Origin of the sequence: Nocardia arizonensis, from assembly GCF_001310275.1 — a bacterium.
In the GTDB taxonomy this organism is placed as follows: Bacteria; Actinomycetota; Actinomycetes; order Mycobacteriales; family Mycobacteriaceae; genus Nocardia; species Nocardia arizonensis.
This window is the reverse complement of record NZ_LGYZ01000133.1, coordinates 91,718-115,152: the sequence shown is the minus strand read 5'-3', so window position 1 is coordinate 115,152 and position 23,435 is coordinate 91,718. Positions and strand designations below refer to the sequence as shown.

25 protein-coding genes are annotated in these 23,435 nt (G+C 68.0%); 21 read left to right on the top strand and 4 right to left on the bottom strand.

Features of this window, described 5'->3' with window-relative positions; all coding sequences use genetic code 11:
• The first annotated feature begins 22 nt into the window (after window positions 1–22).
• The 8 genes from APZ21_RS31800 to galE are packed head-to-tail and all read left to right on the top strand — an operon-like array spanning window position 23 to window position 7,275.
• On the top strand, window positions 23–1,201 hold the full coding sequence (locus APZ21_RS31800; protein ID WP_239476962.1) for a cytochrome P450: 1,179 nt from the start codon (window positions 23–25) through the stop codon (window positions 1,199–1,201).
• Window positions 1,192–1,932: a hypothetical protein gene (locus APZ21_RS31795; protein ID WP_051028820.1), complete on the top strand. Its 741-nt coding sequence runs from the start codon at window positions 1,192–1,194 to the stop codon at window positions 1,930–1,932. The genes APZ21_RS31800 and APZ21_RS31795 overlap by 10 nt, the downstream gene beginning before the upstream one ends.
• On the top strand, window positions 1,932–2,792 hold the full coding sequence (locus APZ21_RS31790; protein WP_051028821.1) for an NAD(P)-dependent oxidoreductase: 861 nt from the start codon (window positions 1,932–1,934) through the stop codon (window positions 2,790–2,792). The genes APZ21_RS31795 and APZ21_RS31790 overlap by 1 nt, the downstream gene beginning before the upstream one ends.
• Entirely contained in the window at window positions 2,789–3,928 is a 1,140-nt protein-coding gene (locus APZ21_RS31785) for a hypothetical protein (protein WP_040703616.1), read from the top strand. The genes APZ21_RS31790 and APZ21_RS31785 overlap by 4 nt, the downstream gene beginning before the upstream one ends.
• Window positions 3,921–4,262, top strand: a complete 342-nt coding sequence (locus tag APZ21_RS31780; protein WP_040703617.1) for a cupin domain-containing protein — start codon at window positions 3,921–3,923, stop codon at window positions 4,260–4,262. Before APZ21_RS31785 ends, APZ21_RS31780 begins: the two co-directional genes overlap by 8 nt.
• The gene (locus APZ21_RS31775; protein WP_054816803.1) at window positions 4,259–5,458 is read left to right on the top strand and encodes a metal-dependent hydrolase family protein; all 1,200 of its coding nucleotides are present in this window, start codon (window positions 4,259–4,261) and stop codon (window positions 5,456–5,458) included. Before APZ21_RS31780 ends, APZ21_RS31775 begins: the two co-directional genes overlap by 4 nt.
• Entirely contained in the window at window positions 5,455–6,261 is an 807-nt protein-coding gene (locus tag APZ21_RS31770; RefSeq protein ID WP_040703620.1) for a class I SAM-dependent methyltransferase, read from the top strand. The genes APZ21_RS31775 and APZ21_RS31770 overlap by 4 nt, the downstream gene beginning before the upstream one ends.
• 27 nt (window positions 6,262–6,288) lie before the next feature.
• On the top strand, window positions 6,289–7,275 hold the full coding sequence (gene galE / locus APZ21_RS31765) for a UDP-glucose 4-epimerase GalE (protein WP_040703621.1): 987 nt from the start codon (window positions 6,289–6,291) through the stop codon (window positions 7,273–7,275).
• 65 nt (window positions 7,276–7,340) lie between these two features.
• Here the strand turns inward: galE and APZ21_RS33485 are convergent, their stop codons facing one another.
• The 4 genes from APZ21_RS33485 to APZ21_RS31745 form a co-directional block, all read right to left on the bottom strand.
• The gene (locus APZ21_RS33485) at window positions 7,341–8,255 is read right to left on the bottom strand and encodes a phosphotransferase (protein WP_063125124.1); all 915 of its coding nucleotides are present in this window, start codon (window positions 8,253–8,255) and stop codon (window positions 7,341–7,343) included.
• Window positions 8,252–9,565: a helix-turn-helix domain-containing protein gene (locus APZ21_RS31755; RefSeq protein ID WP_051028823.1), complete on the bottom strand. Its 1,314-nt coding sequence runs from the start codon at window positions 9,563–9,565 to the stop codon at window positions 8,252–8,254. Before APZ21_RS31755 ends, APZ21_RS33485 begins: the two co-directional genes overlap by 4 nt.
• Window positions 9,566–9,920: 355 nt before the next feature.
• Window positions 9,921–10,856 carry an SUMF1/EgtB/PvdO family nonheme iron enzyme gene (locus APZ21_RS31750; RefSeq protein ID WP_204249194.1) on the bottom strand — a complete coding sequence of 312 codons (936 nt, stop codon included), beginning with the start codon at window positions 10,854–10,856 and terminating at the stop codon, window positions 9,921–9,923.
• 66 nt (window positions 10,857–10,922) lie between these two features.
• Window positions 10,923–11,708, bottom strand: a complete 786-nt coding sequence (locus APZ21_RS31745; RefSeq protein ID WP_040703623.1) for an aminotransferase class IV family protein — start codon at window positions 11,706–11,708, stop codon at window positions 10,923–10,925.
• 273 nt (window positions 11,709–11,981) lie between these two features.
• Here APZ21_RS31745 and APZ21_RS31740 point away from each other — a divergent pair, with 273 nt between their 5' ends.
• From APZ21_RS31740 to APZ21_RS31685, 13 genes are all read left to right on the top strand, one after another.
• Window positions 11,982–12,518, top strand: coding sequence for a hypothetical protein (locus APZ21_RS31740; protein ID WP_040703624.1), 537 nt, complete (start codon window positions 11,982–11,984; stop codon window positions 12,516–12,518).
• Window positions 12,515–13,789 (top strand): cytochrome P450 family protein, encoded by a 1,275-nt coding sequence (locus APZ21_RS31735; protein ID WP_051028824.1) that lies wholly within the window; start codon window positions 12,515–12,517, stop codon window positions 13,787–13,789. The genes APZ21_RS31740 and APZ21_RS31735 overlap by 4 nt, the downstream gene beginning before the upstream one ends.
• On the top strand, window positions 13,786–15,033 hold the full coding sequence (locus APZ21_RS31730; RefSeq protein ID WP_040703626.1) for a cytochrome P450 family protein: 1,248 nt from the start codon (window positions 13,786–13,788) through the stop codon (window positions 15,031–15,033). Before APZ21_RS31735 ends, APZ21_RS31730 begins: the two co-directional genes overlap by 4 nt.
• An 89-nt stretch (window positions 15,034–15,122) precedes the next feature.
• Window positions 15,123–15,497: a hypothetical protein gene (locus APZ21_RS31725; protein ID WP_156371440.1), complete on the top strand. Its 375-nt coding sequence runs from the start codon at window positions 15,123–15,125 to the stop codon at window positions 15,495–15,497.
• Window positions 15,494–15,865: a hypothetical protein gene (locus APZ21_RS31720; RefSeq protein ID WP_040703629.1), complete on the top strand. Its 372-nt coding sequence runs from the start codon at window positions 15,494–15,496 to the stop codon at window positions 15,863–15,865. The genes APZ21_RS31725 and APZ21_RS31720 overlap by 4 nt, the downstream gene beginning before the upstream one ends.
• On the top strand, window positions 15,865–16,500 hold the full coding sequence (locus APZ21_RS31715; protein ID WP_156371439.1) for a TetR/AcrR family transcriptional regulator: 636 nt from the start codon (window positions 15,865–15,867) through the stop codon (window positions 16,498–16,500). The genes APZ21_RS31720 and APZ21_RS31715 overlap by 1 nt, the downstream gene beginning before the upstream one ends.
• An 85-nt stretch (window positions 16,501–16,585) precedes the next feature.
• The gene (locus tag APZ21_RS31710) at window positions 16,586–17,425 is read left to right on the top strand and encodes a nucleoside hydrolase (protein WP_082393616.1); all 840 of its coding nucleotides are present in this window, start codon (window positions 16,586–16,588) and stop codon (window positions 17,423–17,425) included.
• Window positions 17,426–17,881: 456 nt separating this feature from the next.
• A complete protein-coding gene (locus tag APZ21_RS31705) occupies window positions 17,882–19,684 on the top strand; it encodes a reverse transcriptase/maturase family protein (protein ID WP_174553586.1) in 1,803 nt (600 codons plus the stop codon).
• Window positions 19,685–19,779: 95 nt separating this feature from the next.
• Window positions 19,780–19,950 (top strand): hypothetical protein, encoded by a 171-nt coding sequence (locus APZ21_RS34580; RefSeq protein WP_156371438.1) that lies wholly within the window; start codon window positions 19,780–19,782, stop codon window positions 19,948–19,950.
• Between the two features lie 28 nt (window positions 19,951–19,978).
• Window positions 19,979–20,803: an SAM-dependent methyltransferase gene (locus APZ21_RS31700; RefSeq protein WP_082393615.1), complete on the top strand. Its 825-nt coding sequence runs from the start codon at window positions 19,979–19,981 to the stop codon at window positions 20,801–20,803.
• Window positions 20,800–21,957, top strand: a complete 1,158-nt coding sequence (locus APZ21_RS31695) for an NAD(P)-dependent oxidoreductase (RefSeq protein ID WP_162240404.1) — start codon at window positions 20,800–20,802, stop codon at window positions 21,955–21,957. The genes APZ21_RS31700 and APZ21_RS31695 overlap by 4 nt, the downstream gene beginning before the upstream one ends.
• A 31-nt stretch (window positions 21,958–21,988) precedes the next feature.
• Window positions 21,989–22,534: an AAA family ATPase gene (locus APZ21_RS31690; RefSeq protein ID WP_051028829.1), complete on the top strand. Its 546-nt coding sequence runs from the start codon at window positions 21,989–21,991 to the stop codon at window positions 22,532–22,534.
• Window positions 22,535–22,744: 210 nt separating this feature from the next.
• Window positions 22,745–23,356 carry a hypothetical protein gene (locus tag APZ21_RS31685; protein WP_040703631.1) on the top strand — a complete coding sequence of 204 codons (612 nt, stop codon included), beginning with the start codon at window positions 22,745–22,747 and terminating at the stop codon, window positions 23,354–23,356.
• The last annotated feature ends 79 nt before the right edge of the window (window positions 23,357–23,435 follow it).

Here is a 23,435-nt window from a genome sequence, read left to right as displayed (position 1 = left end):
CATGAACGAAGGAGCGTCTGTCATGACGTCTGATATGGCGATGTCGGTGTGTCCACGGGGCTATCCGTTCGGACAGACCCACACAGTGGACCTCGAACCGGACTATCGCGAGGGCGGTCCGGTGAGCTCGGTGGTGCTGCCCAGCGGCGCGCGGGGATGGCTGGTCACCGACCACGCGCTGGCGCGGCAAGTGCTGGCCGATCCGCGCTTCTCGCGGGAGCAGGCGAACCGGCCGCACGTGGCCCGGTTGTCGACCGAGATCCTGCCCGCGGCAGCAATTCTGGCCACCGACGCGCCCCGCCACACCGCGCTGCGGCGACGGATCGCCCCGCTGTTCGCGCCGGCGCGCGTCGCGGCCATGGAACCAGCGATCACGGACCTGGCACATCGGCTGGTGGACGGGCTGGTCGGGGACGGAGAGCCCGCCGATGTCGTGGCCGGTTTCGTCGAGCCGTTCGCGGCGGCGGTGGTGTGCGAGATATTCGGTGTCCCTACCGGTTTCCGTGACGAGGTGTTCAGCCTCGGGGACGCGCTGACCGCGCGGGAGGCGACCCCGCAATCGTTGGCCCTGGCTCGTGCGGAGTGCGAACAGCTGGTGCGCGCGCTCGCGGCGCACAGCCCGCAGGGGTTGATGTCGTTGGTGGAGGCCGATACCGAACTCGATGACGAGGTGGTGAATCTGGTGATCGCGTGCCTGATCGGGGGTCGTGGTTCGCCGACGGTGTTCTTGTCGAGTGCGTTGTTCACGCTGCTGCGCGAGCCCCGCCACTACCGGCAGTTGGTGGACGCGCCCGCCTCGATCGAGGCGGGCGTGGAAGAACTGCTGCGGTTCGTGCCGGTCGGTGTCGGCGGTGGGTTCACCCGGGTCGCGACCGAGGACACACGACTGGGTCCGGTGCTGGTGCGCGCCGGGGACGCGGTGATCCCCGCGATGCACGCGGCCGGACGTGACCCGCAGGTCTTCACCGATCCCGACACCCTGGACCTGGGGCGCGGGACGAAGCTGGCGCATCTGGCCTTCGGGCACGGCGCCCACTACTGCGTGGGCGCGGGACTGGCCCGGCTGCAAGCACGGATCGCCCTGCACACCCTCACCACGAGGATGCCCGGTCTGCGGCTGGCCGACCCCGGCGATCGCGGTCGATGGCGGGCGGGCCGGGTCGTGCGTTCGCTTCAGCGGTTGGACGTGGCATGGACGTGAGACTGCTCATCGATCCCGCCCGCTGCACCGGGACCGGAGTGTGCCTGTCGATCTCCCCGCGACTGCGCCTGGTCGGCGACCTGGCGACCTGCGCGGGCGGCATCGACCCCGCGACGGCGGCTGACGCGGCGGCGTGCTGCCCGAATCAGGCGATCACCGTCGCCGAGCCCGCCGTCGCCGAGCTCGAGCCGGGCGTGCCGATCGTGACGTTGGGGCCGGAAGGGACCGACGCCCACGCCGAGGCCGGTTGTCACAGCGGCGATGTCCGGTTGGTGGCCTCGTTCGCCGACGCGATGGCCGCCGCCGCGCGCGACGGGCAGGTGCGCGCGCTGATCGCGGCCGGATATCTGGCCTTCGACGAGGCCGGGCGTGTGCGTGACTCCTGGGTCGATCAGCACTTCACCCACACCGGTGTGCTCGAGTTGCTGGCCTGCTGGCAGAGCCCGACCAAACCGATGTGCCTGGCGGTCCGCGCCGACCTGGGCCACGACGCGGTGATCGCCACGGTGGCCACCCATGCGGCCACCCGGTTCTTCGCCCGCCGCTACGCCCCCGCCGCACGGCAGGTGATGGTCGAGGCGAAACCGCTGGCCGCCCACGCCGCCGCGCGCGGGCAGGTCCAGGCGTGTATCGCCTCGGTCGATGTCGTGGCCCGCTACCACCAACTCGAGGTCCGCGCCGAATTCGCGCCCACGATGGTATGGATGCTCTACGGCAAGCGAGCAGCGTGATGACCGAGAACTCCACGGTGGCGCTGCTGGGTGCCGGGATCATGGCCAACACGGTCGCCCACGTCCTACACGAACGTGATGTCGCGCTGCGTCGCTACAACCGCACCACCAGCGCGATCACAGGACCGGGATGCGTGTGCGCCAGCCCGGCACAGGCCGCCGACGGGGCATCGGTCGTGTGGTCGTTCGTCCACGACGACGACGCCAGCCGTAGCGTCTGGGCGGGACGCGACGGTGCGCTCGCCGTCGCCGAAGGTGCGGTGGTGATCGAAAGTTCCACTCTCTCGGTCGGATACGCCGACCAGTGGAGTGAGACCGCGAAGCGAGCGGGGGCACGGCCGGTCTACGCGGCGGTGACCGGCAGCCGTGCCGGAGTCGAGAACGCCGGATTGATTGCCTTCACCGCGGGTTCGCGCGCCGACCGCGCGGCGGCGGATCCGATCCTGCGCGTGATCACCGCCGAAGTCCTGGCCTTCGACAGCGCCGGGCAGGCCGCCACGGTCAAACTGCTCAACAACGCCGTGGCCGCGGTCATCCTCACCGGTCTCGCCGAAACCCTCGCCACCGCACGATCACTGGGACTCGACACCGCCGCACTGGTGCGGGTGTGGTCGCGTCACGGCTGGGCCGCGCCGGTGGCCAGCGGCTACGGCACGGCGATGATCACCGGCCAGCACCAGTTGCGCGACTGCTCCCTGGCGGTGATCGCCAAGGACCTGCGCTACACCCTCGACACCACCGACCCAGCGGCGGCACCGCTGATCGCCGCGGCCACGCGACGATTCGAGGCCGCCATCGCGGCCGGACTCGGAGGCCAGGAGATGTCGGCGATTATCCAGGCATACGAGGCCACCGGGTGAGCGCATACGACGACTGGTTCACGCACACCGCGACCATCCCCGCAGCGGCCCGCGCGCAGGTCAACGCGGACCTGCACGAGTACATGGCGACGGTGCGCGAATGCGCGCGCACCCATCTCGGTGACGCCGCGACGGTCTGCGTGTCCGGGTCATTGGCCAGGGGCGAGCCCGCGATCCGTCGGCGCGGGGACGAGTTCGGGCTGAGTTCGGATGTGGATCTCGTCGCGGTCGTCGACGACCCCGACCGCGACGCGCTCTGGGTGGAGAAGTTCCTGTCGGCGTTGCGGGAACAGCGTCCCGATGTCGAGTCCACCGTGTTCACCGTCGCCCGCGAGAACCTGTCGCGGGTGGCGGGCCGCTTCGGCGCCGACCTGGCCCACGCCGCGTTCGCGCCGCTCGCGGGCCGCGCTGCGGCCGGGGTGGCGCTGCCGCGGATCGGGCGGCGTGAAGGGCTGGAAGGACTCGTCCACGAACTCGCGCGCATCTACTGTCCCGACAGCGCTCCCGCGGCGACACCATGGCACACCAAGACCGCCCTGGAAGCGCTGCGCGCGCTGAGCACCCGTGATCGACCCGGACCCCAGCGATACAGCACGCTCCCCGACGACCCGGCGCTCGCGGGGCTCGTCGACCGCGACCGAACCACGGCGCTCGTCACCGCACGCGAACACACCACTCCCCTCCCGATCACCGCTACCGAGGTCTACCAGCTCGTGCTCGCCGCGGCGTGCCGGGTGTTCGGTGTCGCGACCGGAGAACACGAACTGATCGAGGCCCTGCACCACCCACCGGCCGCGATGCACGTGCTGGACGGATTCCAGCGCGCGGTCCTGGCCGCCACGATCCTCATCTACGGCCCGCCCGCGCTACGCCGCCCGGCCGCCGCCGGACTGCATCTAACCGCCGCGGCGATCGACCGCGACACCCTCCTCACCGCCCATCCGTCACACCAGGCACTGACCCGGCTGTCGCCGATGGACTTCGCGCACGGGATCGAGCACCCGAATACCGTGGTGCGCCTTCACCTTCAAGGCATTCGCCGCGACTACTACCACTGGCTGGGAGCACACAACTTCGGTGCCCCGGTCGAGAACTATCGCGGCCCGGCGCCGCGGGGAGAAGGCGATCATGGATGACTGGCCCGACTGGATACAAGCACTGCCCCAGATCGCGACCGGCGCCTCGGGTGGGCGCGGGTACCTGATCGCCGGCCCGCATGGCCAGGTGGTGCTGTGGTCGTTTCCCGTCGAGGCGCGGGTGCCGACCCACGCCCACGGGCCCCAGATCGGTGTCGTGCTCACGGGGCAGGTGGACCTGACCACCGACACCACCACCCGAACCTTCACGGCCGGGCAGCACTTCGGCCTCGACGACCAGATCCCCCATTCCGCGGTCGTCGCGGCGGGGACGCGGGTGATCGAAGTCTTCGCCGATCCCGACCGCCACACACCGACGGATCCGCCGCGATGAGCGTGCGTGTCCTGCACGCCGACCAAGTCCTCACCGGAAGCGGGGCAGCACTGCGGTCCGGATCGGTCGTAGTCGACGGCGCCCACATCGCCTGGGTCGGACCCACCGACCACCTGCCGTCGGACTGGCGACACCCCGAGATCGAGCAGATCCCGCTCCCCGACGCCACCCTGCTCCCCGGACTCGTCGACGCCCACGTCCACCTCGCCTTCGAGGCCACGGCCCCGGCCGAGACCCCGCCCACCGGCCAGGCCGCCGCGCCGTCGGCGGAGGACAGGGCCATCGCCGCTGCCCGGCAGTTGGTGCGCGCGGGCGTGACGACGGTGCGTGACCTCGGTGCGCCTGGCCACCTCGACCTCACCTCGCCCGCCGCGTCCGGCTTGCCGTGGCCACGGGTGCTCGCGGCGGGAATCCCGTTGACCGTGCCGGGCGGGCACTGCGCCGCGTTCGGCGGCGCGGTCACTACCACCGCCGACATCGAACGCGTGATCGCCGCCAACGCCGCGCGCGGCGCGCGCTGGATCAAGGTCATGGTGACCGGCGGATTCACCACCAGCGCAGGCGCCTCCCCGTACACGGCGCAGTTCACCGACGCCCAGCTCGCCGCCATCGTCGCCACCGCCGCCGAGCATGGGCTGCCGGTGGCCGCGCATGCCCACGCCACGGTCGGTATCGCCGCGGCGGTGCGCGCCGGAGTGGACTCCCTCGAGCACTGCACCTGGATGAGCGCCGAGGGCTTCGACCTCGACCACGGCCTGATCGCCGAGATCGCCGACCGGCGGATCCCGGTGTGTCCCACCATCAACCACCTCGCGCGCGCCGCCTCCGGGCGGTTGCCGTGGCCGGTGCGCCGCCACCAACTTCAGACGATGCTCGACGCCGGAGTCCAGCTGATCCCGGGCACCGACTCCGGCATCCCGCACACACCGCACGGCTGCTACCCGAGCTCCCTGGCCGCCTACACCGACCTCGGGCTCACCCCGGGCGAGACCATCGACATGGCGACCCGCCGCAACGCCTACGCGCTCGGGATCGGGCACCGCACCGGTAGTCTCGCCGCCGGAATGGTCGCCGACCTGCTCGCGGTCCCCGGCGACCCCACCCGCGATCTGGACCTGCTCGATACCCCGGTCCTGGTCGCCGCCGCCGGAGAACTCCATCACCCCGACAGCACCGCCGAGGAGCACCACTCATGAGCAACCCCGGCCCCACCCTGGCCTCCGAATACGCCGACACCAGCCCGCTACAGGTCCGCATCGACACCCACGCCCGCCACAGCGAACACCCCGACGACCCCATCACCCACGTCTTGGACGCCCTCGAGCTGACCGGCGGTGAAGACCTTGCCGATATCGGGTGCGGCGACGGCCGCTTCCTGGCCCACCTCGCCCGGTCCGGGCACCGTGGCCGGTTGGTCGGGGTGGACAATTCCCCCGCGATGGTCACCGCCACCGCCGTCGTGCCGGGGGTCGAGGCCGTGCTCGCCGAAGCCGCCGCACTGCTGTTCGCCGACGACGAGTTCGACCGCACCACCGCCCGGCACATGCTCTACCACGTCCCCGACCCCGCTGCGGCCCTGCGCGAATTCGCGCGCGTCACCCGGCCAGGGGGACGGGTGAGCGTCACTGTCAATCATCACGCGACCGCGGCATGCACCCGGGAACTGATCACCGACTGCGCCCGGCCCTACGGCCTGCGACCAGCCGAGCACATGACCAACGGAGTCGACTCCACGACGCTGCCCGACCTGATGAAAACGACCATCGGCGAACCCCAGATCCAGGTCTTCGACAACGCGCTGGTCTTCGACAACGCGCCACCGCTGATCCGGTTCGCCGAGGCCCTGTTCTCCTTCTGCGGCATCGACACCGCGAGCCCGCACCGCGCCGAGATCCTCGACGCGGTCACCACCGAAATCCGCGACTGGTTCGCCAGCCACCCCGGCCGCGTCTGGCGCGATCCCAAGGGATATATCGTCGCTACCGCCATCATCGAATAACACTGCCCGGAAAGGCAATCCACGCCTGTGAAGCTGCTCGTCACCGGCGGCGCCGGCTACATCGGATCGGTCGTCACCCACCAACTCCTCGCCGCCGGACACGACGTCGAGATCATCGACGACCTGTCCACCGGCCACGCCGACACCCTGCCCGCCGCCGCGACCTTCCACCACATGCGCGTCCACGACGTCGCCGACATCCTCACCCCCACCGCCGGTTTCGACGGAGTCCTGCACTTCGCGGCCAGTATCGAAGTCGCCGAATCGGTCCGCGACCCCGAGAAATACTGGGCCAACAACATCGAAGGCAGCCTCGCGCTGCTGCGCGCCATCCGCACCGCCGCAACCCCGCGACTGATCTTCTCCTCCACCGGCAGCATGTACACCGGCGACGGCACCACCGCCTTCGACGAAACCGCCGAAGTCCGCCCCAACAACCCCTACGCCGCCACCAAAGCCACCGTCGACCAACTCATCGCCGGAGAATGCGGCGCCACCACCCTCGGCGCCACATGCCTGCGCTACTTCAACGCCTCCGGCGCCGTCCTCACCCCCGACGGAACCCACCTCGGCGAACGCCACGACCCCGAATCACACCTGATCCCCATCCTGCTGCAAGCCGCCAGCGGAGACCGCCCTGAATTCACCCTCTACGGCGACGACTATCCCACCAGCGACGGCACCTGCGTCCGCGATTACATCCACGTCGCCGACCTCGCCACCGCCCACCTGCTCGCCCTGGAAGCCACCCGGCCCGGCCGCCACGAGATCTACAACCTCGGCAACGGCAACGGCTTCACCAACCGCCAAGTCCTCGACACCGTCCGTGAAATCACCGGCACCGACTTCCCCGTCCACACCCGAGACAGACGCCCCGGCGACCCCGCCATCTGCATCGCCTCCAGCACCAAAGCCCACCACCAACTCGGATGGGAACCCCAACACCCCGACCTGACCACCATCATCAGCGACGCCTGGCAATTCCATCGGGCTGCCCGAGTCACGACACCCTGATCAGATCCAGGGATCGGCATCGAGCGAGCGACTGCATCGCATGCGGCAGCTGGCCGCGGTACGAGTCAGGTGTACTGGCTCCATGGGCCGTGTTCGTCTCCGGACAGGATGCCTTCGACTCGCTGTCGCAGACGCGCCGCATGATCCGGAGAGGTGCCTGCGCGGCGGAGCGGGCCGCTTACTTGGACCAGATCCCGCATTCGGCGGAGCACCTGGAATCCACGGGAGTCGTCGCGCAGGTCGTAGCCGTACTCGTCGATGAAATTCTCGACCCATTCCTGATCTCGTCCGAAGCGTATCGCGGCGTGCCAGGTCGGGATCAGGTCTACCTCGAGCGGGCCGATGCTGGCCCAATCCCAATCCCCGAGGATGGGACGGACTGCGGAACCGGTGTCGTGCCAGAGTAGATTGCCCGCCCAGGCGTCACCGTGCAGCAGACCGTCGCCGAGGGGCCATTCGAGATCGGTGATGTCTTGGCGAACGGCGTACACCATGTCGAGCAACCGATGCCGTTCGTCCACACCGAGGTGGTCGGTCTCAGTGTTCGGATCGGTGAGTGCGGAGTGCAGAGATTCGAGCGGAACCCACTGTGGGAGTTCGACGTGGGTTGGCACTGCCGTGGAATGAAGTGTGCGGAGCAGTGTTCCGAGCTCGCGGGAAGTCGGCGACGGTTGTCCTGTGGGCTGCGGATAGTAGACCCAGAAGCTGACGTCGTGGCCGTCGACGATGATCGGGGTTGCGTGCGGAAGGGGCGTAGTGGTGCCGAAGCCGGCGTCGGCGAGTGACAGGGTGAGGGCTCTGGTTCGCTGGGCCCGCGGAAGGTCTGCGGCACCGGTGGAAATTCGGGCGACCGCGTTGTGCTCCGGCAGGACGAATACAGCGTTGCTGGAGTGATGGATGAGCCGTGCTCCGGCTGTGCTCAGCCCGTGTGCTGTGCAGGCTGTGTAAAGGCTCGAATGGAGACTGGCAGTTGTGGTCATTGTCCGGTCGGCGCCATAGCCTCGGCGAAGTCGTGCTCGACCTGTCGAACCAGCTCTCGTTCGGAGTGCGCGGCGAGCTGACGGCGGACGGTATTGATCGCGTCGAGTCCGCGACTGCTCACGACAGTGCTGGCTGCGGGCAATGCCTCGATAAGGATCTGCGCGGCTTGGTCGACGTCGGCTTGACGTGGATGGGCCATGTGGGAGCCAGCAAGGGTTGACGAGGCGAGGACGTAGCGGCGTTCCATCTCGCCAGTGGACGCCAAGACGAGGGGTGCGTGGTGTTGTACCAGCTCGAATTGGCCGCTGTCGCTAGCGACGTACATCGCCTCGGCGGCGAGCTGTTCGTGGGTGAAGAATCGAATCCAGGGGGGCTCGTCGTTGGGCCGAGCGCGGTCGAGTTGGCGTTCGGCGGCCACGAGTGCCTGGACGGCTGGGCCGCGGTCGCCGGCAAGGGCGTGTGCCCGCGCCAGCAGAGCGCTGCTGCGAGCGATGGTCGATGGTGAGCCGGATTGGCGGGCTGTTCCCACAGCTGTCTCGGCAAGGGTGACCGCGTCGGCTGGGTGGCCGGTGTGGTGCGCCTGCATGGCCATGTCGCTGAATATATGCGCTCCGAGCGCGAGGTTGTCAGCAGACTTGGCCAACGCGAGGGCGGTGCGGAACCACGCTCGTGCAGATGTGTGCCGGGAGGTGTCGAAGGACATGAACCCGGCCAGGTCAGCGAGACGTGCACTGACGGTGTGCAACTCGGTGGCGATCGTCGCGTCGTAGGTTCCGTGCAGTGCGGGCGTGACAGTGCTGGTCAGGAATTGTGTCAGGGCGTCGCGCGCGTAGCCGCCACCGAGATGGCGATCGGCGGTGGTCAGGGTGTTGCACATCGACCACATGATGTCGATGTCGGCTTGTCCGACGCGCCTTCTACTCGCGCCACGAGGAACTTCTGGGGTGTCGCCGGCTTCCCAGTCCCGCAGGAGCTCGGGCAACGGCAATGCTGCCCATGGGTTGCCCGGTAGTACTGCCTCAGCATCGGCCGTGGTGTCGATGCTGGGGTTGGTAGCGGCTTGTTCTATGCGCCGCCACATCCGCTCGAGTGCGCCTTGGGTGTTCAGTGCCGTGTCTAAGCGCTGCGCGAGCTCTAGGTGGCAAATCCGCTGAGCCTTCTCGATTTTGCCGATGAGGGAACCGCTATCGGTGGTCAGTGCGCCGAGGGCCGTCTGTGAGAGTCCGCGCAGGAGCCGCCAGTGCCGTAGTTCCGCCCCGAACACCTGGTGCGGTGTTTCAACGATCAACTCACGCATCTGCTGTGGCATCCATTGGTCCCTTGGATTCGGTGCCCGATGCGGACAGATTTGTGTCCGCATCGAAGGTCTACACCAAGACTAGAGCGCCGCGCAGACTGATCTGAAGCGACGAGCCGAATAGTTACTCGGACTGATTACGCAGGGGGATTTCGTCGATTCGCGACCGAATCGACCGAGGTAGGAGGCTCTGATGGACAGTTTGTCGAAGCCGATTCGGCACACCAGAGTTCCCGGAATTCTTCAATCTGCGGGATTTGAGCCTTTTTCATCGGCCGTTGAAACTGTGGTCGCCGTGCAGTTTCGCACGTGTGCAGATGTCGCGGACTGGCGATGTCCGATGTGTGGACACTCTGTCCAGTCGCGATCAAATTCCTGTCGTCGGTGTGGCATCAAGGTTAGTTGTGGCACAACGGAATCCGGTGTCGTCGTCGAGCATGAGCCGGTCGGCGTCGTTGAAGGCCGCGGCTGCGGCGGCTTCGAGCAGGGAGTGGAAGCTCGAGCCTTTGAGTTCGTATCGGCCGAGGGCGGTTTCGGTGGACAGCCATTCCCAGACGTTGCCCGCGAGGTCGTAGACGCCGTAGGGGCTGACGCCGGATTTGTAGCGGTCGACGGGGGTGGTGGTGCCGATGGTGCGGTCGCGTTTGCAGTTGCATTTCGCTGGGGTGGCTTGGTCGCCCCACGGCCAGGTCGCGCCGCGGGTGCCGCGTGCGGCTTTTTCCCATTCATGGGCGGTGGGGAGGCGTTTTCCGGCCCAGCGTGCGTAGGCGCTGGCGTCGTCGTGGGTGACCCACACGACGGGGTGATTGTTGATCTCCGGGGGTGGGTGGCGGCCGGTCCAGTGTTGCGGCGGTGGGTGGCCGATGGCGCCGACGAACAGGGCGTAGTCGCCGTTGGTGACCGGGTAGGTGTCGATCCAGTAGTCGGGCAGCCATACGGGTTGGTCGAGTGGTCCGGACAGGTAGACGCTGTCGGGGATGCGGGTCATCCATCGTCCGTCGACGGGATGTCGGGCGCGGTCGGGCTGGACGAGGTCTTCGTCCTCGGGGGCTTCGGTGATGGCCTCGGCCGGTACCAACTGGACGAAGCGGGCGAGTTCGTCGGCGCTGAGTCGTTTGAGCGAGGTGTCGAGGGCGGCTTGGTTGACCGGGCGCGGCTCGATCTCGGCGCCCTTGGCCTCCCAGAGGGACACGCCGCGTGGGCTGACTCCCAGGTAGGCGGCGAAGTCGAGCAACGACATGCGCAGCGCGCGGCGCAGCGCCGTCACTTCGGCGCCGGTCCAGGGCTTCACCAGGCTGATCATTTCCGCGTCTACCCCTTCTCCTTGCGGTGGCGTATCAGCCTAGTGGCCTCCTGGCGCGGGGTGAGACTAGATCCGCTGTGGCGGAATGGATTCGTACTGAGCGCGCAGCTTCTCGACCACTTCGTGTTCGGGCCAGTGGTGCTCGTCGATGCTGATCACCGGCCGGACCCCGGTCGCGGCGTTGGTCGCTACGGCTCCGGCGTAGTCGGGGAGCTGGGTGAGGGTGACGTGCTCGGTGAGGACTTCTTCGTCACGGACCTGGTTGAGCAGTCGCATGGTGGTGCCGACGAGCACTTCGGCGTGCGGCCACACCAACTGGCCGTCGCGGCGGACGAAAGCGATGTTGCTGGTGCCGATCTCGGTGATCGTGCCGTCCGGCTCGGTGAACACGACGTCGTCGAATCCGGCGCGCTGGGCCAGTGCGCGCTGGTGCAGGGCACCGAAGAGTCCGACGTGTTTGACCCGCGGCAGATCTCGCGAATACACGACCGGTTGCAGACGCAGCGGGCCAGCGGTCGCGGACGGCGCGGACCGCATGGTGATCAGCACGTGCGGTTCGGCCGCGTCGCCGGGCCGGGCGAGGGTGAGCGCCGGATCGTAGATGGTCACCCGCACGACCAGAGGCGCGGCGGCACCGCGGATGGCGTGGCGGACGTATTCGCGGACACGCTCGGTGTCCAGGTCGGCGGCGAAGACGGTTTGACAGTCGCGGCGGAGGCGGTCCATGTGCAGGTTCAGGCCGCGTACCGCGCCGCCTTGCTCGACCCGCATCGAGGTGAAGTGTCCGTAGCCGACCAGCGCCAGCGACGCGAGATCGTCGGCGGTGACCGGGACGCCGTTGAGTTCTGTCATGCCGCCCAGTTTTCCACCCATCCACCGTCGTGCGGCAGTGGGCTACTGCGGAAGTGCAGTGATGTTGCAGTGCGGTGCGGCGCTAGTGCAGTTCCCCATTCGGTGGGGTGTGCCGATGCTGAGGTGCATGAATTCCGCACTCGCCGTGGATTATCGCGCATTCACCGATGCCGCAGACCCAGGTGCGGAGCCTTCGTCGGGCGCTGAGCGCCTTTCCCTGTGCCGTCGTCGAGGACGGCTGTCTTGATCCCAACCGTACGAGGAATTCAGACCATGATCACCCTAGAGCAACAGGCCGTCGATGAAGAGACCGACATCGCCGCGGCCGAGCGGATGAGCGAGCAGTACCGCGACGAGCACGACTTCGACACCACGGTCAGCAAGCAGGGACGCATCCTGCTGCGCACCGGCGTGGTGGAGGCCATTCAGATGCCCCGCGCCCTCGGGGTCCGGGTTCTCGAGGCGCTGGACAAGCAGGGCGTTGCGACCCCGGTCGTGGAGAACTGGAGAACCGATTTCCTGACCTTCCTGACGAGTGCGGCACCGGCGGGTGACCAGCGGCCGGTGCACCTGATGCAGCGAGCATCGACGCCGGAGGTCCCCGCGCCGACGCTGGAGGTCGCCGTGGGCCTGTTCCAGGTGGCGGCGATCCGCACGGTCGGCGGCACGGAGCTGCCGTTGCCCGGCCCGGACGACCCTGTGCGCGCCTGGTTGCGGCGACCAACCGGCCGACTGGCGGAATTCAACCCGTTGGCCAAGCTGACCGTGGACATCGGTGCGGCCGTGCGGCAGCAGGAGGGCCGCCGGTGACGGCCCCGACTCAGGCTCGATGCCCGTTCGGTCCGGGGGCGGCGGTCGACGGCGAGGAGCGGGTGTCGCTGTATTCGGAGGAATTCGCCGCTGATCCACTCGCCGCGTACCGGGAGATGCGCGCGCAGTACGGGTCGCTGGTGCCGGTGTGGTTGGCGCCGGGGGTAGCGGCCACGTTGGTGGTCGGTTATCGGACCGCGCTGCGGGTCATGCACGACGAGGAGCATTTCCCGGCGGCCCCGTCGCGATGGGAGGAAACCGCCGACCCGAGCAGTTCGGTATTCGAGGTGTTGCGGGGGCGGCGCAACGGACTGCGCACGGCCGGACCCGACCACAAACGGTATCGGGGCGCGATCAACGACGCGCTGACCGGGATCGACCGGTTCAGGGTGGAGAGGATCATCGATGACCATGCCCAGCTGCTGATCAACACCTTCTGTGAGGTGGGTCGGGCGGATCTGCGCGGTCAATACGCCTACCCGCTGACGTTCTGGGTGATGTGCGGGCTGTTGGGCCTGGCACCGGAGGACGCGCATTCGGCGTGGGCGCAGATGGCGGCCATGCTCGACGGCGACGCCGAGGCAGGCCCGCGGTTCGGGGAGGCGCTGTATAAGGCCGTGCAGGCCAAACGCGCCGCGCCCGGCGATGACGTGATATCGCGGCTGATCGAGCATCCAGCGGGCCTCGATGATGTCGAGGTCGTCGAACAGACCGCGCTGTTGCTGGGTCCGGGCACGGAGCCGACGTGCAATCTGATCACCAACGCGGTGCTGCTGACCCTGCGCGACGAACGGTTCGGCGGCGATGTGCACGGCGGATCACTCTCGGTCCGGGACGCGATCGCCGAGGTGCTTTTCACCGACACCCCGCTACCGAACTTCGGGGCCACCTATCCACCGCAACCGCTGTTGATCGAGGACGTGTGGCTTCCTGCGCACCAGCCGGTGCTGATCAGTTACGCCGCCTGCAACACCGATCCCGCCGTCGACCAGCAGGGGATCGATCGGGACGGCAACCACTCTCACCTGTCCTGGGGCGCCGGGGCACACGCATGCCCGACACGGGCACGCGACATCGCCGGAATCATCGTCGCCCGCGCCGTCGAGCTGCTGATCGACGCCATTCCCGATCTCACCTTCGCCGCCGAGGCACCGACGTGGCGCCCCGGACCCTTCCACCGCGCCCTGGCCGCGCTTCCGGTCACCTTCCAGCCCTGCCCACCCATGAATCTGGCGATGCCGCCGATGCACCCGAAGGAGAACTCCCGATGACACTGCACACCGACCTCCCGCCGATCGTGCTGACCGGCGCCGACTGGCCGGAGGAACTGGAGCGATCGCGGGAGCGCGGTCCGATCGCGCGCGTCGAGCTGCCCGGCGGGGTGCTGGCCTGGTCGGTGACCGACACGGCCGTCTTGCGGGCATTGATGAAGGACCCGCGGATCTCCAAGGACGCGCACCAGCACTGGCCCGCGCTGCGCGACGGCGAGATCACCCCGGCATGGGCGATGTACGGGTGGGTCGCGGTACGCAGCATGCTCACCGTGGACGGCGAGGACCACACACGACTGCGCCGGGTGGTCACACCGGCGTTCACCCCGCGCCGGATCGAGGCGATGCGACCGGGAATCGAGGCGATCACCGCCGAGTTGATCGAGGGCCTGTCCGCGATGCCGATCGGTGAAACGGTCGACCTGCGTGCGCTTTTCGTCAACGAGGTCCCGATCCGGGTGATCTGCGAACTCATGGGTGTGCCCGCCAGCCCGGCCGCGGCGCTGTGCGCGTGCACCACCAAGATCCTCGACATCACCCTGACCCCGGCGCAGGCCGAAGCCAACCTGGGCGAGATGTATCAGGTGCTGGCCGAGCTGATCGCCTTCAAGGCGGACCACCGCGGCGAGGACGTCACCAGCACCCTGCTGGAGGCGTACGCCCGCGACGAGTTGTCGGACAAGGAACTCGCCGACACGCTCATGCTGCTGATCGTGGCCGGATACGAGACCACGACCCACCTGCTCGATCAGGCGATCGTGGCCCTGCTGCGCGACCGCACGCTGCTGTCGAACGCGATGGCCGGAGAGTTCACGTGGGGGGCGGTGGTGGAGGAAGTCCTGCGCCTCCAGCCGCCGCTGCCCCTGATGCCGTTCCGGTTCGCGGTCACCGACATCGATCTCGGTGACGGCTTCGTGATCAAGGCGGGCGACGTCGTGCTGGTCAACCTGGCCGCGGTAGGCCGTGACCCCAACCTGCACCGCACCCCGGAGCGGTTCGACCCCACCCGTGCCGAAGGTGGGCACCTGGCCTTCGGGCACGGCCCGCACTTCTGCGTCGGGGCACCGTTGGCGCGCCTGGAAGCGACGGTCGCGCTCCCGGCGCTGTTCGCCGCGTTCCCGGACATGGAACTCGCCGCCGACCCGCAAGACCTCGCTCCTATCGCGAGCCTCGTGGTCAATGGCCACCTCCGCCTGCCGGTCACCCTGGGCGCCCGCACGCACGCCGCCCCGCGACCGGCATGAGCACGCCACCGCCGGCGGAGGCGCAGCCATTGCCGGAGAGCGAAAACAGCGACATCGACTACCCGCGAGTCGAGGCGATCATTGCGGAGATGACCGCCCAATTCGGCCGCGACTACACCATGACGTTCGCTCGGGCATTCGAGGCTGCCAACCACGAGAAGGATTTGGCGCGCTACTCGAGCGAACTCGAAGCCGCGGTGGAGATTCTGATACTCGCGGGCTGGACCCGGAAGCAGAGCCAGGCCATAGCGCTCGGCCACGCGACTTCGGTGTACAACGCGATCGGCGAAGACCTGCAAGACCATGTCGACGCGGGCGGCACCCTGCCGGGTCAGTCCGACCGGGAACGAGTCGGCGCGAGCGCGACTCCGAACCACACCACCACATCGGCAGACTCGAACAGCACTGCGGCGCAGCATGTTCGGTGGACCGGTGGCGGCCTCACGCGCGGAGCGCGGCAATGACCGCGGCGGTGCTCACTCGTCCCGCAGGGGGAGTCTCCGAGGACCATCATGAACGTCGCGGGTCGAGCGCGGGGTTCGTGCTCAGCGGCGTGCAGGTCGCTGTGCTGCGGGAACTCGAGGGCGCCGAGGCGGGCTGCCGTTCCGCCGATGTCGCGGCGGCGACCGCCGGAGGGCGGTCGATGCCGGTGGCGCGCGCGCTCACCACGTTGCAGGCGCGGCATCTGGTCCGAGGGCAGCATCAGAGCTGGGCTGATGGTGCGTGGGTGTGGTCGCTGACACCGCTGGGACAGCAGACGCTGCGAACGATGCGGGTCCTCGACGGGATGAGCGCTGTCGTCGAGATACCTCCGGCGGGCCGGGCGTGCTGATGACGAATCCGGGCAAGCCGGTGCCGACGCGCGCCGAGAAGCAACGCGAAACCCGAGAGCGCCTGGTGACCGCGGCGGTCGAGCTGTTCTTCGTGCAGGGGTTCGAGGCGACCACCGTCGAGGCGATCGCAGCGCGCGCCGGCTTCACGCATGGCGCGGTGTTCTCGAACTTCTCGGGCAAGGACGAGCTGGGCGCGGCGGTCCTGGACCACGTGTACGGAGGTGTGATCAAGCGCCTGGGCCTGGTGCGCGTCGACACCGCCGACCAGCTGATCTCGGTCGTGTCGACGTGGGCGTTCCTGGCGGCCACGCGAACGAGCTGGATCGAGCTCGAATTCTCACCCAAACCGCCGATACCCGCACCCGCACGCGCGATCCCGCTCACACAACTGGTCACAGCACTCGGCGATTGGCTCGCCGACGCGGCCGAGCGGATCGGCGCGCCGCCCACCGACTGCGAGGTGACCGTCTCGCTGGTGGTGTGCGTGCTGCTGGGACTGGTGACCCAGCACCCGGAACCGGCCGACATCACCGTCGAGATGGTGCGCAGCTACATCGAACTCGCGTTGACCGACATCGTCGGTCCGCGACGACACGCTCCACCACCACCCACGCCGCAGCGGTCACCGTGCTGACCGTCGACGGCCAGGCCCGAGCCCGCCGCACGCGCTGACTCCGATCCCACCTACCCGTAGTACGCACTGATAGAGGAGAACTCCGTTGACAACCATCGTCGACCCTTCCGCCGCCGCGACAGCGATTTCCGACCCGCCCGCCCTCGATGGCCTGGTGGTCGTGAATACCGACATAGCTTACGACCCAGACGATTTCGTGACCGTGATCCTCGCGGCGCGCCTGATTCCGGCGGGCCAGCTGGTGGTGGTGACCGCCGATGAGGTCGGCGGACAGCGCGCGCTGTTCGCGCGCCGGGTGCTGGATTCGCTCGACCGCGCCGAGGTGCCGGTCATCGAGGGCATCGACCTCGGGGGCAAGCGGCGGCTTCTGGTCGATCCGGGTCAGGAGATCCCCGACTACATCCGCCCGCCGGCCGAGGAACGCGAAGACCGCCTCAACCGGCTCACCGAATCCCTCACCGGCATCATCGAGGCCGCGCCGGGCCCGGTCCGGTGGGTTGGCTGCGGGCCGATGGCCGAACTGGCGGCACTACTCACCGCCGCACCGGAATACGCCGAGCAGTTGATCGTCACCCAAATGGGAGGCTGGCTCACCGACTACCGGGATCCGCAGCGCGCGTCCCACAATTTCCACACCTGCATCGGCTCGGCGGCCCTGGCCCTGCGGATACTGCCACACCCGATCCTGGTGATGTCCGAGCACACCAACCACCCCAAGATCCGGGTGGTCGAGGACTGGCCGCTCGTGGACGCACTCGACGCACCGGACGCTCCGGAGTGGGCGCGGTGGCTGGCCACGCACCTGCGCCGCTGGTTCGCCATCAAAGACGGATCGTGGATGCACGACGTGCGCCGCGAAGCGGCGTGTTGTATTCCCGGCTCAGCCGGGGGGAACTCAGAGGAGGTTCTTGGGTCGAATGGCTGACCTGATGCCGAAAGGCTGAGGGGACAACAGCATGCCAGAGAATCCGGCGACCGGGTCCAGTGGTCTGGGACGGGGTGCCGGAGGGACCCGCGTGATATGGCGAAAGCTGGATTGCCTGAATCCCAATCTCCAGTCGATGCAAATCCACATCCACCGGAAAGGACCGCTGAAACCGGTGTCGTGCTCTGCGTCGGATTTGGTCGTGACCGACGCACCTCTGGAGCGCGAGACGATGTCCAACGAGGACATTCAAGGAGATGAGTGGGACGCCTAACTCACGCTGTCACGTACAACACGCACGAACGCGGGATCGCCTACGGGACGCGAGTCCTATGGCGACGGAGGTCTCGTAGTAGTCGCCGGAGTCACGCCCGGCCGGGGAGAGCGGGAAAGCCGCTCGCAGGGCGAAGGAGACCAGGTGAACCGGACACCAATAGTTATCGAGAGGTATGCGAAATGCAGAGCGCCACAACGGTGCTGAGTGTCCTGAGTGAGCGCGGCAGGCGTGGTCTGCCGTGTGAGGAGTTGTATCGGCAATTGTTCAATCCGCAGTTGTATCTGTTGGCCTACGGGCGCATCTACTCCAACAAGGGGGCGATGACGGCCGGGGTCACACCGGAAACCGTGGATGGCATGTCGCTGGGCAAGATCGATCGCATCATCGATGCGATGCGTCACGAACGCTATCGATTCCGCCCGGTCCGGCGAGTACACATCCCGAAGAAGAACGGCAGAACACGCCCGTTGGGGTTACCGACCTGGTCGGACAAGCTCGTCGGAGAAGTGGTGCGGCTGCTGTTGGAGGCGTATTACGAACCGACGTTCTCCCACCTGTCCCACGGGTTCCGTCAGGGTCGCGGCTGTCATACCGCGTTGCGGCAGATCGCCGAAGCCTGGACCGGGACCGCGTGGTTCATCGAGGCCGATATCGCCGACTGCTTCGGCTCGATCGAGCATGATCGGTTGCTCGAGATCTTGTCGGAGAAAATCCACGACAAAAGGTTTCTGCGGCTGGTGCGAAACATGCTCACGGCCGGATATCTCGAGGACTGGAAATGGGGTGCCACCCTGTCGGGGGCCCCGCAGGGCGGGGTCGCATCCCCGATCCTTTCCAGTATCTACCTGCACAAATTGGACGAGTTCGTCGAGAAGACCCTCATCCCGGAATACACCCGAGGAAATCGCAGGGTCAACAACCCTGCCTACCGTCATCTGCTCGGGCAGATCGCCAAAGCTCGGCGCGGCGGTGATCGAGCGAAAGCCCGGACACTGCGTCAGCGGATGGCCGGGCTGCCCAGTGGCGACCCGGACGATCCCGGTTTCCGCCGTCTGCGGTATTGCCGATACGCAGATGACCATTTGCTCGGATTCGTCGGACCGAAAGCCGAAGCCGAGGAGATCAAACAGCGGCTGGCGCAGTTCCTGCGTGAAGACCTCAAACTGGAACTGTCCCAGGACAAAACGCTGATCACCCACGCCCGCACAGGCGCGGCCCGATTCCTCGGCTACGAGATCACCGCCCAACACAGCGACACGAAGAAGACCGGCCGTAATCGAAGCATCAACGGCAAGATCGGCTTACGTGTCCCACGGGATGTGATCAAGGCCAAATCCGCCCCCTACCTGCACCGCGGCAAACCCGCGAGGCAGAAGGCACTGATCAGTGGCAGCGACTACAGCATCGTCGCCACATACGGGGCCATCTACCGGGGCATCGTCCAGTACTACCTACTCGCCGGCGACGTTCACCGGCTTCGCCGATTGCGCTGGGTCATGGAGACATCGATGCTCAAGACCCTGGCAGCCAAGCACCACTCGTCGATGTCGAAGGCCGCGACCAGATACAAGGTCAAGATCACGACACCGCACGGGCCGCGCACCTGCTTCCAAGCGCATATCGAACGAAACGGCAGACAGGCACTGGTCGCACGGTTCGGCGAGATCCTGCTCCAACGGCAGACAACAGCGAGAATCGTTGATTCTCAACCGGTCCGGGTCGACTACCCACACAAGGAGATCATCACCAGACTCCTTGCCGACACCTGCGAACTCTGCGGAACGGTGGGCGACGTCGAAGTCCACCACATCCGCAGGATCGCAGACCTGGGAACACCCGAACCAGCCCAACCCCAATGGATTACAGCCATGTCCAAGCGACGCCGAAAGACCCTTGTGGTCTGCGCCGCCTGCCACGGCCACATCCACACCGGGCACCCTGCCGACCCCGCTCACGCAAGAGTTCACTGGAGAGCCGGATGATCGGGAAACCATCAAGTCCGGTTCGGCGGGAGGCCGCGCGGAAAAGGGCCAATACCATTGGCACCTCGCCGCGCGGCCGACCCAACCCGCTGACCTTGAGCGCGGCGCTGGGGCTGCCGTTCGTGACATTCGCCGAGGAACGCATCCGCATCGGCGACGACACACGACTGTATCGCGATCAGGACGGGCGCCCGATGCGGGTCTCGGCCGAAGTCGACTACGACGCCTTCCTGCGGTGGATGCACCGGTGGGTGATGTCGTGGTGAGCGCTCCGGACGCGGAAGGCGAGATCCGGTGAGCAGGGGAGTGGGGTCGGCTGCGGTGGCGAGCGACCCGCTCGACCCGTCGCGCGCCCAGTGCGGGCGGGTGCATGACGTGCTGCTCGGCGTCGGCAAGGATTCGTACTGGACGGATCTGCAAGTCGGCGAACAACTCGTCGCCGACGTGCCCGAATTCGCACCCGCGGCGCAGGCGGCCCGCATGTTCTTGGCCAGAGCCGTGCACGACCTGGCCGTCGAGGGCGTCGCTCAGTTCGTCGAGCTCGGCTCGGGGTACCCGTGCCCGCCGAATCTGCACGAGATCGCCCGCCGCGTGCGTCCGTCCGCGCGCACGATCTATGTCGACAGCGACCCGGTGGTGGCCGCCCACGGGCGCGCATTGCTCGCCGGAGAGCAAACGTTGTTCATCGGCGCCGACATCACCGACACCGACACGATCGTGAAAGAACTCACCGAGACGATCGATCCTGGCCTGCCGGTGGCGATCTGCCTCGGATTCGTCGCCGAGTTCATTCCCGATCCCCGGACCGTCATCACCGCGCTCACCGCGATCCTTGCGCCCGGGTCGTGGGTGGTGCTCAGCCACGTCACCACCGACGACGACACCGGCGCGGTCACCCGCGCGACCGACATCTACCAGGCCAACGGGATCGACTTCCGGCCCCGCCCGCGCGAGGACATCGCCACGATCCTGTCCGGCTGTGACCTGTGGGAGCCGGGGTTGGTGCCCGTACACCGCTGGCGTCCGGACGCGGATCGGGCCGGGTTGGACGAGGCGGAGTTCGGGTGGGGCAGCCCGAACGGCGAATTCTGCCTGGCGGCGGTGGGGAGGCTGCGGTGACCACGGGACGTTCCCCTTCGCACCCCGAAGGCGATCAGCCGGTCTCGGTGCCATCACCGTCTGACGAGGCAGCGCATCGCCGCCGGTTCGCGGGCAGGACCTTGGACTGCCCGGACGTGTTGATCGTCAACGACGGCTATCTCAAGGCGACGTGGCCGTTCCTGGCCGATCGCCTCCGCGAGGGCCTGGTGGGGACCGATCACACCTTGCTGTGGGAGACCGTGCCCGCAAGCTCGCATCTGCGCGATATCCGCGGCGTCGATGATGTTCGGGCGTTGGTGCTGATCGGCGTCGAGCCCGAACCGGCCGACCTCGCGGCCCTGTCGCGACTGGCTGTGGTCGCCGGTGTCGGCGGTGTCGGCTCGGCCGTCGCCGCGGAGCTGGCGGCACGCGGAATTGCCTATGTCGACGGGTCGCGCGGGCACACCGACTCGCGCGCGGAGCACGCCATCGCCCTGGTGCTGGCCGCGCTGCGGTCGCTCCCGTCCTGGCACACGACGATGGCCGTGGAAGGGCCGCGTGCGTGGCCGCTGCCGAGCTGGCAGTACAGCGACCATCCCGGCCTCGTGAACGGCACTCTGCGCGGCAAGACGGTGGCCGTGGTCGGACTGGGGCCGCTGGGAGCACGGGTCGCCGAACTGTGTGCCGCGTTCGGGGCGACGGTGGCGGTAGCGGATCCCGACGCTGATGAGATCGATGTCGCGGTCAGCGGTGCCCAGCGCATCGACCTCGAGCACGTCAGCGCAGCCGACATCGTCGTGGTCACCGAGGGCACGCCGCGGTCGCGGCTGACCGCGGCGGTGCTCGACCGGCTCCGGGCGGGGTCGCTGGTGGTCACACTCGACGCCGCGGGAATCGACCTGGCGGCCCTGCGGGAGCGGGTGCTGCGCGGCGAATTGGCCTGGGCGACCGACGTGTACGAGACCGTCCCGGTGCCCCTCGATGATCCGATCCTCGGCCGCGACAACGTCGTGCACACCCCCGGCATCGCCGGACGCACCCGCGAAGCCAACCACGGCGTCGCCGATGTCCTGGTCGAGAACATCGCCCGCGTCCTGCGCGGCGGCCAACCGTGGCCCTGGGACCGCCTACCATTCGCGCGCCCGATACCGGTGGAGGAATCGGCATCGAGCGACGGCGCGACGCAGGCATAGACGTGCAATCCCGCCCGAGATAGGAGCTGCGGTGATCATCTGGCTCAACGGCCCGTACGGGGTCGGAAAGACCGAAAGTGCCGATGCGCTGGTCGAGGCCGATCCGACATGGCACCGGTTCGACCCGGAAAAGGTCGGTTTCCTGGTTCTGTCCCAGTTGCAGGACTTTGGCTACGACGACTTCCAGCACCTCTCGGCGTGGCGGAAGCTGACGCCGTTGGCCGTCGACGTGATCGCCCGAGAAACCAGACAGGACTTGGTGGTCCCCCAGACGGTGCTGACTGAGCGGTACTGGCTCGAGATCGCCGCAGGCATCCGGACGCTCGGTCACCAGTTGCACCACGTCCTGATCGAGGCTTCGCCCGACACGGTGCGGCGGCGGATCACCGAGGACGCGACCCTGCATCGCGCGGCCGGCTGGCGCCTTGAGCACCTGCCCGACTACCTCGACGCCCGATCCGGCTGGTTGACCACCGAAACCGAACTGGTCATCGACAGCTCGGATCTCAACCCGCGTGCGGTCGCACAGACCATCTCGGCGGCAGCGCGTGTCTGGGTAGAACAGGACCGGACGTGAACAGGGCCTTCCCGGTGGATACCGAGCAGCAAGTGCTGGTGCAGTGCGACCGATACCGCCGATCGTGTCGTCTCGATCGTGCGATCGTCAGCGACTACCGCGCTGCGCCGGACCGTGCCCGATGCGCGAATCGGCCTTGCTCCCGACCCCCGAGGGCTTGCCATCGACGGCCCCCGCGTCCTGCCGATCCCGCGGTGAGGGAGAACCCTTGTGCTCGATCCGACGACCCTCGACCGCGCGACGGTGCCGAGCGCGGAGGCCATCCACGCCCGCCACAGCCGACACCGGGTGCGCGGGCTGAGCCTTCCACAGTTGCGCATGTTGTTGGCCTTGTGGTACGCGGTGAATCCCTGCACCACAGCAGATCTGAACACACGAGGGCCGATGGGCGCGACCGTGCGCACACTCGACAGCCTCCAGAACAGGAAGCTCGTCCGCTCGAGGACGACGCCCGACCCGGACGGCGGCCAGACGGTCTACGACCTCACCGACGCCACACACGCCTTCGTGTCCGGCCTGGTCGTCGATACCCCGACGACACCACCGGACAGCAGAGAACTTCCGGAGACGTCCACTGCGGCGCCCAGGGGCACGGCGGCAGCGGAGGGACGCCTCGCGCCGGTATCGAGCCCGTCGACACAGATCCGCGAGGAGCTGGACTTCTTCGAGCGGTGTCCGCAGTGCGGGTACGCGGCCACCGCGACGCGCATGACCCGCGAACACGGTGGCGTGCAGGAGATCTCGCTGCATCCGACCTGCGGCCTGCCATGTGGATGGCGCGGACTCGTGCGCAGATTCCGCGCGCCGGTACCGCGCCGGTAGTCGGCCGCTACGCGCTGTGGCACCGGGATCCGGCACGAGCCGAGTACGGGAAACCGATAGGTATGGGGATGGCCGACGA